Raw genomic sequence first — 13,378 nt, 5'->3', positions numbered from 1 at the left:
TTGCCGGGGTGGGCGTACCGAGTCTATGGCGACGGCACGCCCCCCGACCGGGTAATGGCGGAGGTCAGCCCACCGCCACCGGGGCGCGGCTGATCGTCCGTCGGGTCCGTACGGTGTGCTGGCGCGGCACGGGCGCCGTCTGGAGCTGCCGGAGACCGGCCTCCTGTACGAAGATCGACCGTCGGTTGACCGCGTCCCCCGCCGCGTTCAACTCGTAACCGTCGAGCCAGAGCCAACCGTCGTAGGTGGGCCAGTCGAGCACCCGGATGACCCGGAACGTGATGGGTCGGATGAACTGGACACTCGCCGCGCGAGTCACGTGCAGTACGTCACCGGAGCGGGGAAGCACATGGGCTCCTGGGGAGGGTATGGCCGGCGGTGCCGGACCGGAGGTTATGGGGGAAGGTTTCTGGGCCCGGTGCCGGGATCGTGCCCCGCCGGCCGGTGGATCGGTGGCGGTGGTCGGGCCGTACCCGCTGGTGGCGGACCGCCACCCGACCATCACCGTGCTGCTCCCGGTTACCGCTCCCGCCGCCGCAGCCGTCGGGCGTGCAGCGGCGGGGTCATCACCCCGGGGCAGGTCTCGTCGTCGCAGCTGGACCGGGTCGCCCGGCCGTCTCGCCGCCGGTGTCGTCGCCGAACCGGGGAAGCGTGGGGAGACGGTGAGTAACCCGAGCCATACGGACAGAGTGCATCAGGGACGTGCGACATGCAAGTTGCACGTCGACTTTTGCCGATACGCGAGCGCGACACGTGAACGAGGCGCTTGATGACGCCGACCCCGGACCGGCACACTGGACGCCGGTTTCGCCCGACGCGGCCGGTCGACGACCGGCACCATCCCTGCCGCGAACGATCGCCCGCCGTTCGGTCGCGCCTCGGCGGGTGTCGACGCAGGCGCGAGCCACCGGGAGGTAACCGGGTGAGCGCGAGGAACGGGGACCACCACCCGGTGAGCCGCGGGGTGCCGCGGTGACCGAGCGGCGCAGCCCCACCATCCGGCGTCGCCGACTGGGCGCCGAACTGCGCCGCCAGCGCGAGGCGGCGGGGATCACCATCGAGACGGTCGCCGAGCAGCTCGAGTGCTCCGCCTCGAAGATCTCCCGGATCGAGACCGGCCACACCTCCGCGACCCCGCGGGACGTCCGCGACATGCTGCGGATCTACGGCGTGGTGGGCGTCGAGAGCGACGAGCTCGTGCAGATCGCTCGGGAGGCCCGGCAGAAGGGCTGGTGGCACCCCTACAGCACCGTGCTGGTCGGGGCGTACGTCGGCCTGGAGGCGGCGGCCAGCTCGATCCGGGCGTACGAACAGCAGGTGGTCCCGGGCCTGCTGGAGACCGAGGAGTACGCCGGGGCAATGATCCGGGCGGCCCGCCCGGACTTCACCGTCGACCAGGTGCAGCAACGGGTGCGTGTCCGTCTGGGCCGTCAGTCGTTGTTGACCCAGGACGATCCGGTCGATTTGTGGGTGGTGCTCGATGAGGCGGTGCTGAGCCGGCCGGTGGGCGGCGACGCGGTGATGCGTGGCCAGCTCCAGCGGCTGGTGGAAGTGGCGGAACTGCCGAACGTGACGCTTCAGGTCCTGCCCTTCGAGGTGGGCGCGCACGCCGGCATGGACGGCACCTTCACCATTCTCAGCTTCCCCGAACCGAGTGATCCCGATGTCGTGTACGCGGAGAACGCCACGGGTGGGCTCTTCCTGGAGAAGAGCGACGAACTGCAGAAGTACAGCTTCATCTTCGATCACATTCGAGCAGCGGCAATTCGCCCGGAGGAATCCATAGCTCACATCGCGAAACTGGTAGAGGAGCCGCTGTGGAAATGGCGACCAAGAAGTTCCCCGTGGACCTGAGGCACGCGACGTGGTTCAAGAGCTCGAAGAGCGGGCCGAACTGCGACAACTGCGTCGAGGTGGCGTACGTGACCGGGGCGGTCGGCGTTCGGGATTCGAAGGACAAGACGGGCCCGGCCCTGGTCTTCGCTCCGGGAGACTGGCACGCCTTCGTCACCCGGACACGGAGCGGCGGGTTCGTCCAGCACTGATCGACGCAACGTGGCGTTGACGACGGGTCGGCCGGGATCTCCCCGGCCGGCCCGTCGCCACTTGCGTTCCGTCTCGTTGAACCCCTCGATACGGCGCTGGTCGACAACCCGCCGCACGGATCGGAAACCGAGCGAGGCAGGCGAGACGGATGACGACGATCGGTTCAGACAACCTCACCAACGGCCCGGGCAAGTCGGAGCGTTTCGGCGGCAAGTACCGCGGCGCCCGCCGGGACACCGTGCTCACCGAGGTCGTGTCCACCGACACCGAGGTCGGCGGGCGGGACGCCGGGTCGGCCGCGCCGGAGCAGGCCGGGCCGCCGCTGACGCTGCCCTCGCTCGACCCGAACCCGCTGACCGAGCCCTCGTTCCCGCCGGCCGGGTGGCCGCTGGAGCCGAGCGAGTCGCTGGTCGACCACCCGCTGCTGCGCGGCCTGCTGATGGAGTTGCCGCCCAAGGGCAGCGTGCCGCCGCCCGGCTGGCTGGACCGCTGGTTCGAGGCGACCCGGGCGATCCTGGAGCTGCTATACGTGCAGGGGCCGAGCCGCACGCGCTGAGGTCGCCGTCGCCTCCGGTAACGCCCGCTCGGCGAGCCGGTTGTGGCGGAGCGCCAGGCGTACCCCGATCGCGATGACCGCGAGACCGCCCAGGGTGACGGCCGGTCCGGTCAGGCGGGGATCGGCGGCGAGGTCCAGCCCCGCGGCCGACAGCACCGGCGGCAGCGTGGCCAGCGCGGTGACCTGCACCGGCAGGCCGATCAGCGGATGCGCCCCGGCGGCCCGCAGGCCGTGCGGCGCCGGCGTCTCCGGCGCGGTGGCGAACGCGCCGGCACCGGCCCGGAGCCGGCGCAGCCGCCGCACCGTACAGACCGCGACGGCGAGCGCCGGGCCGGCGGCCAGGCCGAGACCGGCGGCGGCCCGGTCGACCGGCGTGGCGCCGGCACTGGTCAGGCCGACCGCCAGCACCGCCGCCGTCAGGCCGAGGCCGGTCAGGGTCAGAGCGAGCAACCATCCGGTACGCCGGCGGAGTGCGCGGGCGCGGTCCAGCCGGGGCAGTCGGTCCGCCACCGCACCGGCGGCCAGCCAGACCGCGGCGATCGGCAGCAGAACGATGAGATGGCCATCCATGTGCTCAGCCTTGTCCAGTTCGGCGGTCGGCGAATCCGGGGCCGGCCCCCGGTTCGCCCCCTACCTCACCCGTAGGGGCATCCCGCCGACGTTATGAACGCTTCGACATGTTTAACTCCCGGACCCCACCGATCTACCCTCATGTAGATCGGCAACCATCGATCAACCTCGGATTCGCGGGTGGACGGTCGGCTGCCGGTCGGAGGGAGGTAGGGAGATGGGTCTTTCACACAGGTCCGCACTCGTGGGGGTGGCCACCCTGGCGATGTTGGCAACCGCCGCACCCGCCATGGCCGCCGAGCCCGTCGGGGTGATCCGGGAAGCGGGCGGGGCCACCGCCGTGCCGGACAGCTACATCGTGGTCTTCAAGGACAGCGCCGTCGGCCGGAGCCGGGTGGGTGACAACGCCCAACGGCTGGTCGGCAGGCATGGCGGCAAGGTCGCCCGCACCTACACCGCCGCGCTGCGCGGCTTCGAGGTCACGGTCGGCGCGACGGCGGCGGCCCGGATCGCCGCCGACCCCGCGGTGGCGTACGTCGAACAGAACCACACGGTCTCCATCTTCGGCACGCAGGCCAACCCGCCCTCCTGGGGCCTGGACCGGATCGATCAGCGCAACCTGCCGCTGAACAGCTCGTACACCTACCCGACCACGGCGTCCAACGTGCGCGCCTACGTCATCGACACCGGCGTGCTGTACGGGCACAACGACTTCGGCGGCCGGGCGGTCTCCGGCTTCGACGCGGTGGACGGCGGCTCCGCCGACGACTGCAACGGCCACGGCACGCACGTCTCGGGCACCGTCGGCGGCTCCTCGTACGGGGTGGCCAAGGGCGTGCAGATCGTCGGTGTCCGGGTGCTCAACTGCCAGGGCAGCGGCACCAACGCCCAGGTCGTGGCGGGCATCGACTGGGTGACCGCGAACGCGGTGAAGCCGGCCGTGGCGAACATGAGCCTCGGTGGCTCCGCCAACAGCTCGATCGACACGGCGGTCACCAACTCCATCAACTCCGGCATCACCTACGCGGTCGCCGCCGGCAACGGCGACATCTTCGGAAACCGGCAGAACGCCTGCAACTACTCCCCGGCCCGGGTCGGGTCGGCGATCACCGTCGGTGCCACCCAGAACAACGACGCCGCCGCGAGCTTCTCCAACTTCGGCACCTGCGTCGACATCCTGGCCCCGGGCGTCAACATCACCTCCGCCTGGTACACCGGCAACAGCGCGACGAACACCATCAGCGGCACGTCCATGGCGTCACCGCACGTCGCCGGCGCCGCGGCGCTCGTCCTCTCGGCCAACCCGTCGTGGAGCCCGCAGCAGGTGCGCGACAACCTGGTCAACGCCGCGACCCCGAACGTGGTGACCAACGTGGGCACCGGGACCCCGAACCGACTGCTCTACGTGGACAACGGCACCACCCCGCCGACCAACGACTTCTCGGTCTCGGTGTCGCCGACCTCCGGCTCCACCGCCCCGGGCGGTTCGGTGACCGCCACCGTGGCCACCGCCACCACCAACGGCGCCGCGCAGTCGGTCAGCCTCTCCGCCAGCGGCCTGCCGGCCGGCGCGACCGCCTCGTTCAACCCGTCCACGGTCACCTCGGGCGGCTCGTCCACGCTCACCATCGCCACCTCGGCGAGCACCCCGCCCGGCACGTACACCGTCACCGTCACGGGCACGGCCGCGTCGGGCACCCGCACGGCGACGTACTCGCTGACGGTGACCGGCTCGGGTGGTGGCGGCTGCTCCGGCAGCAACGGCACGGACGTCGCGATCCCGGACACCGGTGCCACGGTGTCCAGCTCGATCGTGATCTCCGGGTGTGGCCGCAACGCCTCGTCGGCGTCGACCGTCGCGGTGAACATCGTCCACACCTACCGCGGTGACCTGGTCATCGACCTGGTCGCCCCGGACGGCTCCGCGTACCGGCTGAAGAACAGCAGCTTCTTCGACGGTGCCGACAACGTCAACGCCACCTACACCGCGAACCTCTCGTCGGAGGCGGCGAACGGCACCTGGCGACTCCAGGTGCGCGACGTCTACTCGGGCGACACCGGCTACCTCAACACCTGGACCCTGACCCTCTGACGCACCCTCGCCGCGGGGCTCCTTCCGACCGGAAGGGGCCCCGCACCATGCCTGGCCAGGCCCGCCGGCTCCGCAGACCTGCCGGGTGGCGCGGCTGCGCGGGTCAGACCGAGAAGGTGGCCGGGCGTTCCGTCGCCGGCGCCGGTGGCTGCGCCTTCCACAGGCCGGTCTTCTGCCCGGCGAGGCGGGTCAGGTACGCCGGGTTGAGGATGACGTACCGGCGCCAGAGCCGCTTCGGCTCCAGGCCGAGCCGCCAGAACCACTCCAGCCCGGCCCGCTGCATCCACGCGGGCGGCTGCTTGAGCAGGCCGGCGTGGTAGTCGAAGGCCGCGCCGACCGCCATCAGCGGCATGTCCAGCAGCGGCCGCATCGCGTACGCGAAGACCTCCTGGCGCGGGCAGCCCAGGCCGACCAGGACGAGCCGGGCCCCACTGGCCCGGATCCGGTCGGCGATCTCCACGTCCTCGCCCGGCTGGACCGCGCGGAACTTCGACGGCTCCACCCCGGCGATCTTGAGCGCGGGGAACATCCGCTCCAGCGCCGGGATCAGCCGGGCCAGCGTCTCCTCGGTGGAGCCGTACAGGTAGACCGGCAGCCCCTCCTCGGCGAAGCGGCGCAGCACGTGCAGGGTCAGCGTGGGGCCGTAGACCCGGTCCGACAGGCCGGCGTGGTGCAGCAGGTTGAGCGCCCAGCGGACCGGCTGGCCGTCGGGGGTGACCACGTCGAAGGAGTTCAGCCGGGCATTGTGCGCCGGGTCGAGCACCCCGGTCATCACGCCGTGCACGGCCAGCGCGGTCAGCGCCAGCGGCCGGCGCTCGTGCGCGGCGGCCACCACCTGTTCGGTCGCCGAGGCGTAGTCGGTCGCGTCGACCAGGACGCCCAGGACGTTCCGCTTGCCCTTGCCGGTCATGCCTGCGGCACCCACTTGTCGACGTTGGCCTCGTAGATCTCCCGCATGATCATCGGTACGTCGTAGACCTGCTTCCAGTCCGGGTAGTCGGCCTGGAAGGCCTCGTTCGAGCCGATCCACCACTTGTGGTCGCCGATCCGGTTCGCCTCGACGTACTCGGTGACCATCTCCCGGCCGGTGATCTGCTCGGCCAGCCTGAACGCCTCGCGGTTGGAGGTGTTGGAGTGCCGTCCGCCGCCCAGGTTGTAGACGGCCGCCGAGCGCGGGTTGCGGAAGAACGCCTCGAACGCGGAGACCACGTCCGAGCTGTGGATGGCGTCCCGGACCTGCTTGCCCTGGTAGCCGAAGATCTTGTACGTGCGGCGCTCCATGTTCGCCCGCATCACGTACCCGAGGAAGCCGTGCAGCTCCGTCGCGGAGTGCGCCGGGCCGGTCAGCGTGCCGCCCCGGAAGCAGGCGGTCTTCATGCCGAAGTACCGGCCGTACTCCTGCACCATCACGTCGGCGGCGACCTTGGAGGCGCCGAAGACCGAGTGCAGGCAGGCGTCGATCGACATGTCCTCGCGGATGCCCTGCTCGTACGGGTGGCCCGCCTCGATCTCCCACCGGGTCTCCAGCTCCACCAGGGGCAGGCTGTTCGGGCGGTCGCCGTAGACCTTGTTGGTCGAGCAGTGGATCACCGGTGCCTCGATGCAGTGCTCGCGCACGTTCTGCAGCACGTTGAGGGTGCCGCCGGCGTTCACGTCGAAGTCGGTGAAGGGGTCGCGCACCGCCCAGTCGTGCGAGGGCTGCGCGGCGGTGTGGATCACCACGGCGATGTCCCGGCCGTAGCGCGCGAAGAGCTTCGCCAGCGAATCCCGGTCCCGGATGTCGATGCTGTGGTGCGAGTACGCGGACCCCAGCTCGTCGGCGAGCCGCCGGACGTTCCACGCGGTCGACGCCTCGGCGCCGAAGAACTCCTGCCGCATGTCGTTGTCGATACCGACCACGTCCAGGCCGAGACCGGCGAAGTGCCGGACCGCCTCGGACCCGATCAGACCGCCCGACCCGGTCACCAACGCGACACTCACACGCCACTCCTGGTCAATAGGAGGCAGGGAAACCCTCGGAGCATAGCGTGACGTCCGGCACGCCCCGATACGAGTCGAGGGCCCCGCAAGCTGCGGAGCCCTCGTCGATCTGGTGGGGAAGGGGGGAGTTGAACCCCCACGTCCTTTCGGACACACGGACCTGAACCGTGCGCGTCTGCCATTCCGCCACTTCCCCGTGGCTTGACCTCGAACACTGTAGCTGGTGCCGATCCCGCTGTCGCCAGCGGGCCTACGTGTCCTGCGTCATCGCCTCGACTGGTTACGCTCCGTGGAGCGGTCACCGCCTCGGCGGACGAAACATTAGCACGCCCGGAGGGCCCCTTTCGAACGGGCCGGCACGCGCCCGCCGAGCGGCGCGCGAGCTGCATGCGCGCCGGCCGGATACCATCATGTCCTCGGGACCCGAGGAGGAGCCGGTGAGCGTGCTGCAACGCTTCGAGAAGCGTCTGGAAGGCCTGGTCGAGGGGGCCTTCGCCAAGGTCTTCAAAGGGGTGGTCCACCCCGTGGAGATCCTCAACGCCATGCAGCGGGAGGCCGAGGCGCACAAGGCCATCCTGGCCGGTGGGCGCACGTTGGTGCCCAACCGCTACGTGATCGATCTCTCGCCGTACGACCACAGTCGGCTGGCGCCGTACGCCGCCGCGCTGGCCCAGGAACTGGCCCAGTCGCAGGCGGAGTTCATCGGCGAGCAGGCGTGGACGGTCTACGGCGACGTGATCGTCGAGATCGAACGCGGCGAGGGACTGGACACCGGCATGTTCCGGGTCACCGCCGAGGTCTACACCGGTGGCGAGGTCGCCCCGGTCTCCGCGCCCGGTGGCTACGACGCCGGCCCGCCGGCGTACCCCGCGTACGACCAGGGCGGCGGCTACGGCCCGCCGCCGGGACACGGCGCCGGCGCCCGCAACGTCCGGCTGGTCTCCGGCGACGGCCGCACCTACCCGCTCCAGATGGGGTCGACGGTGATCGGTCGCGGCGACCAGGCGAACCTGCGTCTGCCGGACGTCGGGATCTCCCGGCGACACGCCCGGCTGGACTTCGACGGCGGCCAGGTCGTGCTGACCGACCTCGGGTCGACCAACGGCACGATGGTCAACGGCCAGCGCGTCTCCGCGGTCGCCCTCAACCCCGGCGACATGATCCAGCTCGGCACGACCACCCTGACCTTCCGCGTGGACGGCTGACGCGCCTTGCCGGAGCTCGTCATCACCGTCGCCCGGTTCGGGTTCCTCATCCTGCTGTGGATCTTCGTGTTCACGGTGGTCGGCGTGATCCGCCGCGACCTCTTCGCAGGAGCCCGGTCGGGCCGGCTGGTGGCCGCACCGCGCGCGGTGGGCGCCTCCACCGGGCAGGCGGCGAAGCCGGCGAAGGTGAAGCGGGGCAGGGCCGCGCACCAGCTGGTGGTCACCGCCGGCCAGCTCGCCGGCACCCGGATCACCCTCGGCGAAGCCCAGATCACCATCGGACGGGCCGAGGACTCCACCCTCGTCATCACCGACGACTACGCCTCCGCGCGGCACGCCCGGCTCGTGCCGCGCGAAGGGCAGTGGTTCGTCGAGGACCTCGGCTCGACTAACGGCACCTACCTGGATCGCGCTAAGGTCACCGGACCAACCCCCGTCCCCCTCGGCGTGCCGATCCGGATCGGCCGCACTTCTCTCGAATTACGGCCATGACTCTGACCCTGCGCTATGCGGCCCACAGCGACCGCGGTCTGATCCGAGACGGAAACCAGGACTCCGTCTACGCCGGGCCGCGGCTTCTCGCCGTCGCCGACGGCATGGGCGGCATGGCCGCCGGTGACGTCGCCAGCAACATCGTCATCGGTGCCATGGCGCCGCTCGACGAGGACGTCCCAGGGGACGCCCTCGTCGACGCGCTGCGCTCGGCCGTGGGCACCGCCAACCAGCAGCTCCGCGACACCGTGGACGCCAATCCGCAGCTGGAGGGGATGGGCACCACGCTCACCGCGACCCTCTTCTCCGGCAGCAAGCTCGGAATGGTCCACATCGGTGACTCGCGGGCCTATCTCCTGCGCAACGGTGAGTTCGCGCAGATCACCAAGGACGACACCTACGTCCAGATGCTCGTGGACGAGGGCCGGATCAGCGCGGAGGAGGCGAGCAGTCACCCCCAGCGCTCGCTGCTCACCCGCGCCCTGGACGGTCGCGACATCGACCCGGAGTACAGCGTCCGCCAGGTGCTGCCCGGTGACCGCTACCTGATCTGCAGCGACGGGCTCTCCGGCGTGGTCAGCGCGGACACCATCGCCGACACCATGCGGGAGTACACCGACCCGCAGCAGTGCGTCGAGCGGCTGGTGCAGCTCGCGCTGCGCGGCGGCGGCCCGGACAACATCACCGTGATCATCGCGGACGCCACCGATCAGGACATCGTCGAGGCGAGCCCGATCGTCGGCGGTGCCGCGTCCCGGGACCGGGGCATGGCCACCTCGGCCGACGTCTCCACCCCGGCCGCCCGCGCCTCGGCGCTCTCCGCGCCGCGTCCCCCGGTGCCGGAGGACCCGGCCGCCAACCGGGACGACGAGCCGGATCGCCCCCGCCGCCGGCCGCTGCGTACCGTGGCGATGCTGGTGGCGCTGCTGGTGATCCTGGGCGGCGGTCTCTTCGCCGGCTGGAGCTACACCCAGCGGCAGTACTACGTCGGGGCGACCGAGGCGGGGCAGCTCGCGGTCTTCCGCGGCGTCCCCGGCCAGGTCGCCGGGCTCGACCTGTCCAGCGTGCACTCGACCAGCCAGGCCAAGCTGGACGACCTCACCCTGGCCGCGCAGGAGCAGGTCAAGCAGGGCATCCAGGCCAAGAGCGAGCCCGACGCGGCCCGCCGGCTGGCCGAGTTGACCGTCGACGACCCGGCCAACCCCAACCTCAAGCCGGTCTGCCCGCCGAGCCCGACCGTGGCGGCGAGCGCCTCCCCGGCCGCGCCGACCGGCAGCCCGGCCCCGCCCACCCCGACCGCCAGCCGCCCGCCGGCCGGCACCGTCACCCCCGCGCCGACCACCACGCCCGACGCCCCGGCCTCCGACCCGGTACCGCCGGTCGTGGACCCGGCGGGCTGCCGGTCGACCGAGTGAATGTCGGCTGAGAGCCCAAGGATCGATCCGTGACCGCAGCCGCCACACCGGCAGCCTCGCCCGCCACAACGGGCGAGGCTGCCGCTGTGCGCCTGGCCCGGTCCCGGCGCAACGCGGAACTCTCCCTGCTGCTGCTGGCCCTGGTGCTGGTGGCGGCGTACGGGGCGATCGTCGAGGCGAACATGCTCGACACGGTCACCCCGGACTTTTGGATGCCTGCGGCGGCGCTGGGCGTGGTCTTCCTCGGCATGCACCTGGTCATCCGGTGGCTGGCGCCCTTCGCCGATCCGGCTCTGCTGCCGGCGGTCGCCCTGCTCAACGGGATCGGGGTCGGCTTCCTGCGGCGGCTCGACCTGAGCAAGGCGGCGCCGGTCGAGCGGGAGACGCTGGCCGTCTTCGCCGGCACCGGCGGTCGGCAGCTCGCCTGGACGCTCGCCGCGGTGGTCCTCGCCGCCGGGCTGCTCGCCCTGATGCGCGACCACCGCTCGGTCTCCCGGTACGCGTACACCCTGGGTCTGGCCGGCATCGTGCTGGTGATGATCCCGGCGGTGCTGCCCGGCCGGTTCTCCGAGATCAACGGTGCCAAGCTCTGGATCCGGGTCGGCGGCTTCTCCATCCAGCCCGGTGAGTTCGCCAAGCTGGCCCTGCTGGTCTTCTTCGCCTACTACCTGGTCCGCAAGCGCGAGGTGCTCTCGCTGGCCAGCCGCCGGATCCTCGGCATCGACTTCCCCCGTGGCCGGGACCTCGGCCCGGTGGTCGTGGTGTGGCTGATCAGCCTCCTGGTCCTGGTCTTCGAGAAGGACCTCGGCACCTCGCTGCTGTACTTCGGCATGTTCGTGGTGACGCTCTACATCGCCACCGAACGGGTCAGCTGGCTGCTGATCGGTCTGGTCCTCTTCTTCGGCGGCGCCTACCTCGCGTACGTCCTGGGTGGCACCGTCGGCGGGCCGTTCGCCAACTTCTACACCCGGGCGGAGATCTGGCTGGACCCGTTCGCGGAGCCGTACGACCGGGGTTACCAGCTGGTGCAGGGCCTGCTCGGCCTGGGCAGCGGCGGCCTCTTCGGCACCGGCCCCGGTGCCGGCGAGCCGCTGGAAATCCCCGAGGTGCAGAACGACTTCATCTTCGCCGGCATCGGCGAGGAGATCGGCCTGTTCGGGCTCACCGCGCTGCTGGTGACCTACCTGCTGATCGTCGAGCGGGGCCTGCGGGCCGGGCTCGCCGTCCGGGACTCGTTCGGCAAGCTGGTGGCCGGCGGTCTCGCCTTCACCCTCGGGCTTCAGGTCTTCGTGATCGTCGGCGGGATCAGCAAGCTCATCCCGCTGACCGGTCAGACCACGCCGTTCCTCTCCGCCGGTGGGTCCTCGCTGATGGCCAACTGGCTGCTCATCGCGGTGCTGCTGCGGATCTCCGACGCGGCCCGCCGCCCGGTGACCCAGGGCTCCGGCCCGGCGGCCCGACCGGCCGGTGGCCCGCCGGAGCAGCTGCACGGTGCTCCCACGGAGGTGATCCGGCCGTGAACGCACCCCTGCGCCGCGTCGGCGTCGTCGTCATGATCCTGTTCGGTCTGCTCTTCGCGAACCTGAACTGGATCCAGGCCTACAAGGCGGACGAGTACCGCAACAGCGACTACAACGGCCGGGTCCAGGTGGCCGAGTACGAGCGCCGGCGCGGCAACATCGAGGCCGGCGGCACCGCCTTCGCCACCAGCAGAGAGACCAGCGGCAAGCTGAAGTTCCTGCGCAGCTACCCCGGCGGGGCGAAGTACGCGCACGTGCTCGGCTACAAGCCGGTCAACCTCGCCGACACCGGCATCGAGCGGGTCGAGAACGAATTCCTGGCCGGCACCAGCGACGCGCTGATCGCCAACCGGATCAAGGACATGTTCACCGGCGACGAGACCGGTGGCGGCAACGTGCTGCTCACCCTCTCCAAGCGCGCCCAGGACACCGCGTACGAGCAGCTGCGCAACAACAACAACGGGGTGAAGAAGGGCGCGGCGATCGCCATCGACCCGCGTACCGGGGCGGTGCAGGCGCTCGTCTCGATGCCCAGCTTCGACCCGAACCCGCTGGCCGACCACGACACGAACCAGGCCTCCGCGGCGTACAACCGGCTGGAGCAGGACCCGGACGGTCCGCTGAAGAACCGGGCGCTCTCCGAGACGCTGCCCCCCGGCTCCACCTTCAAGATCGTCGTGGCCGCCGCAGCGCTGGAGAACGGGGTCGGCAAGAACACCCAGATCCCGGCCGGGGCGAGCTGGACCCCGCCCACCTCGGGCTCCCCGATCCGCAACGCCGCCCCGTCGATCTGCCCCGAGGCGCAGGTCAGCCTGATCGAGGCGGTCCGGGAGTCGTGCAACACCGGCTTCGCCCAGCTCGGCGTGAAGCTCGGCGCGGACACCGTCAAGGAGAAGGCCCGCCAGTTCGGCTTCGAGCAGGACGACCTCACCGTCGGCCAGCTCGGCGAGGACGGCCTCACCGTCGCGCCGAGCCGGACCGGCGCGATGGAGGCCCCCGGCGGCGGCACCGACCCGGCCGCGCTGGCCCAGTCCTCCATCGGGCAGCGCGACGTCAAGATGACCCCGTTGCAGGGCGCGCTGATCGCCGGCACGGTCGCCAACGGCGGCAGCCAGATGCGGCCGTACCTGGTCAAGCAGCTGCTCGCGCCGGACCGCACCACCAGCTACTACACCGCCAAGCCCCGCGAGCTGCGCCAGCCGGTCAACGGCCCGGTCGCCGCCGACCTGCGGGAGATGATGGTCGCCGTGGTCGAGGACGGCACCGGCAACAAGGCGCAGATCGACGGCTACACGGTCGGCGGCAAGACCGGCACCGCCCAGTCCGGTCCGCAGACGCCCGACCACGGCTGGTTCATCGGGTTCGCCCTCGACAAGAACGGCACCCCGGTCTCCGCGGTCTGCGTGGTGCTGGAGGAGGCGGGCAGCGGCGGCAGCGCCGAGGCGGCCCGGATCGGTGGCCGGATCATGCAGGCGGCCATCGCCGACTCCGGGGGCCGCTGA

General features: G+C 71.3%; 13 protein-coding genes and 1 tRNA gene. 9 read left to right on the top strand and 5 right to left on the bottom strand.

Going from position 1 to position 13,378, the window contains the following annotated elements; genetic code table 11:
- Window positions 1-64: 64 nt before the first annotated feature.
- The gene (locus FHX75_RS16330; protein ID WP_154940894.1) at window positions 65-349 is read right to left on the bottom strand and encodes a hypothetical protein; all 285 of its coding nucleotides are present in this window, start codon (window positions 347-349) and stop codon (window positions 65-67) included.
- Between the two features lie 623 nt (window positions 350-972).
- Here FHX75_RS16330 and FHX75_RS16325 point away from each other — a divergent pair.
- The 3 genes from FHX75_RS16325 (at window position 973) to FHX75_RS16315 (ending at window position 2,602) form a co-directional block, all read left to right on the top strand.
- Window positions 973-1,854, top strand: coding sequence for a helix-turn-helix domain-containing protein (locus tag FHX75_RS16325; protein ID WP_154940892.1), 882 nt, complete (start codon window positions 973-975; stop codon window positions 1,852-1,854).
- Window positions 1,824-2,045 (top strand): DUF397 domain-containing protein, encoded by a 222-nt coding sequence (locus FHX75_RS16320; protein WP_154940890.1) that lies wholly within the window; start codon window positions 1,824-1,826, stop codon window positions 2,043-2,045. The genes FHX75_RS16325 and FHX75_RS16320 overlap by 31 nt, the downstream gene beginning before the upstream one ends.
- A 149-nt stretch (window positions 2,046-2,194) precedes the next feature.
- Entirely contained in the window at window positions 2,195-2,602 is a 408-nt protein-coding gene (locus FHX75_RS16315) for a hypothetical protein (protein ID WP_088959607.1), read from the top strand.
- Here FHX75_RS16315 and FHX75_RS16310 read toward each other — a convergent pair.
- The gene (locus FHX75_RS16310; protein ID WP_154940888.1) at window positions 2,570-3,172 is read right to left on the bottom strand and encodes a hypothetical protein; all 603 of its coding nucleotides are present in this window, start codon (window positions 3,170-3,172) and stop codon (window positions 2,570-2,572) included. The genes FHX75_RS16315 and FHX75_RS16310 overlap by 33 nt on opposite strands.
- A gap of 217 nt (window positions 3,173-3,389) precedes the next feature.
- On the opposite strand from FHX75_RS16310, the gene FHX75_RS16305 reads away from it, so the two are divergent.
- Window positions 3,390-5,264, top strand: coding sequence for a S8 family peptidase (locus FHX75_RS16305; RefSeq protein ID WP_154940886.1), 1,875 nt, complete (start codon window positions 3,390-3,392; stop codon window positions 5,262-5,264).
- Between the two features lie 103 nt (window positions 5,265-5,367).
- Here the strand turns inward: FHX75_RS16305 and FHX75_RS16300 are convergent, their stop codons facing one another.
- From FHX75_RS16300 to FHX75_RS16290, 3 genes are all read right to left on the bottom strand, one after another.
- On the bottom strand, window positions 5,368-6,174 hold the full coding sequence (locus FHX75_RS16300; protein ID WP_154940884.1) for a WecB/TagA/CpsF family glycosyltransferase: 807 nt from the start codon (window positions 6,172-6,174) through the stop codon (window positions 5,368-5,370).
- Window positions 6,171-7,244 (bottom strand): NAD-dependent epimerase/dehydratase family protein, encoded by a 1,074-nt coding sequence (locus FHX75_RS16295; protein ID WP_154940882.1) that lies wholly within the window; start codon window positions 7,242-7,244, stop codon window positions 6,171-6,173. Before FHX75_RS16295 ends, FHX75_RS16300 begins: the two co-directional genes overlap by 4 nt.
- A 110-nt stretch (window positions 7,245-7,354) precedes the next feature.
- Window positions 7,355-7,440: transfer RNA gene (locus FHX75_RS16290), tRNA-Leu, on the bottom strand.
- 214 nt (window positions 7,441-7,654) lie between these two features.
- Here FHX75_RS16290 and FHX75_RS16285 point away from each other — a divergent pair.
- Genes FHX75_RS16285 through FHX75_RS16265 form a run of 5 tightly spaced genes read left to right on the top strand, consistent with a single transcriptional unit; the run spans window position 7,655 to window position 13,378 of the window.
- Entirely contained in the window at window positions 7,655-8,449 is a 795-nt protein-coding gene (locus tag FHX75_RS16285) for an FHA domain-containing protein (RefSeq protein WP_154940880.1), read from the top strand.
- Window positions 8,450-8,455: 6 nt separating this feature from the next.
- Window positions 8,456-8,941, top strand: coding sequence for an FHA domain-containing protein FhaB/FipA (locus tag FHX75_RS16280; protein ID WP_088959602.1), 486 nt, complete (start codon window positions 8,456-8,458; stop codon window positions 8,939-8,941).
- The gene (locus FHX75_RS16275; protein WP_154940878.1) at window positions 8,938-10,356 is read left to right on the top strand and encodes a PP2C family protein-serine/threonine phosphatase; all 1,419 of its coding nucleotides are present in this window, start codon (window positions 8,938-8,940) and stop codon (window positions 10,354-10,356) included. Before FHX75_RS16280 ends, FHX75_RS16275 begins: the two co-directional genes overlap by 4 nt.
- 29 nt (window positions 10,357-10,385) lie before the next feature.
- Entirely contained in the window at window positions 10,386-11,876 is a 1,491-nt protein-coding gene (locus FHX75_RS16270) for an FtsW/RodA/SpoVE family cell cycle protein (protein WP_154940876.1), read from the top strand.
- Window positions 11,873-13,378, top strand: a complete 1,506-nt coding sequence (locus tag FHX75_RS16265) for a peptidoglycan D,D-transpeptidase FtsI family protein (protein ID WP_154940874.1) — start codon at window positions 11,873-11,875, stop codon at window positions 13,376-13,378. Before FHX75_RS16270 ends, FHX75_RS16265 begins: the two co-directional genes overlap by 4 nt.

The organism is Micromonospora palomenae (assembly GCF_007829925.1).
In the GTDB taxonomy this organism is placed as follows: domain Bacteria; phylum Actinomycetota; class Actinomycetes; order Mycobacteriales; family Micromonosporaceae; genus Micromonospora; species Micromonospora purpureochromogenes.
This window is presented reverse-complemented; position numbering and strand designations above follow the sequence as displayed.

What these genes read in the sequence shown, in the direction of transcription:
- FHX75_RS16320 (WP_154940890.1), top strand. Translation starts at nt 1,824, where the DNA reads ATGGCGACCAAGAAGTTCCCCGTGGACCTGAGGCACGCGACGTGGTTC.
- FHX75_RS16305 (WP_154940886.1), top strand. Translation starts at nt 3,390, where the DNA reads ATGGGTCTTTCACACAGGTCCGCACTCGTGGGGGTGGCCACCCTGGCG.
- FHX75_RS16285 (WP_154940880.1), top strand. Translation starts at nt 7,655, where the DNA reads ATGTCCTCGGGACCCGAGGAGGAGCCGGTGAGCGTGCTGCAACGCTTC.
- FHX75_RS16315 (WP_088959607.1), top strand. Translation starts at nt 2,195, where the DNA reads ATGACGACGATCGGTTCAGACAACCTCACCAACGGCCCGGGCAAGTCG.
- FHX75_RS16300 (WP_154940884.1), bottom strand. Translation starts at nt 6,174, where the DNA reads ATGACCGGCAAGGGCAAGCGGAACGTCCTGGGCGTCCTGGTCGACGCG.
- FHX75_RS16275 (WP_154940878.1), top strand. Translation starts at nt 8,938, where the DNA reads ATGACTCTGACCCTGCGCTATGCGGCCCACAGCGACCGCGGTCTGATC.
- FHX75_RS16310 (WP_154940888.1), bottom strand. Translation starts at nt 3,172, where the DNA reads ATGGATGGCCATCTCATCGTTCTGCTGCCGATCGCCGCGGTCTGGCTG.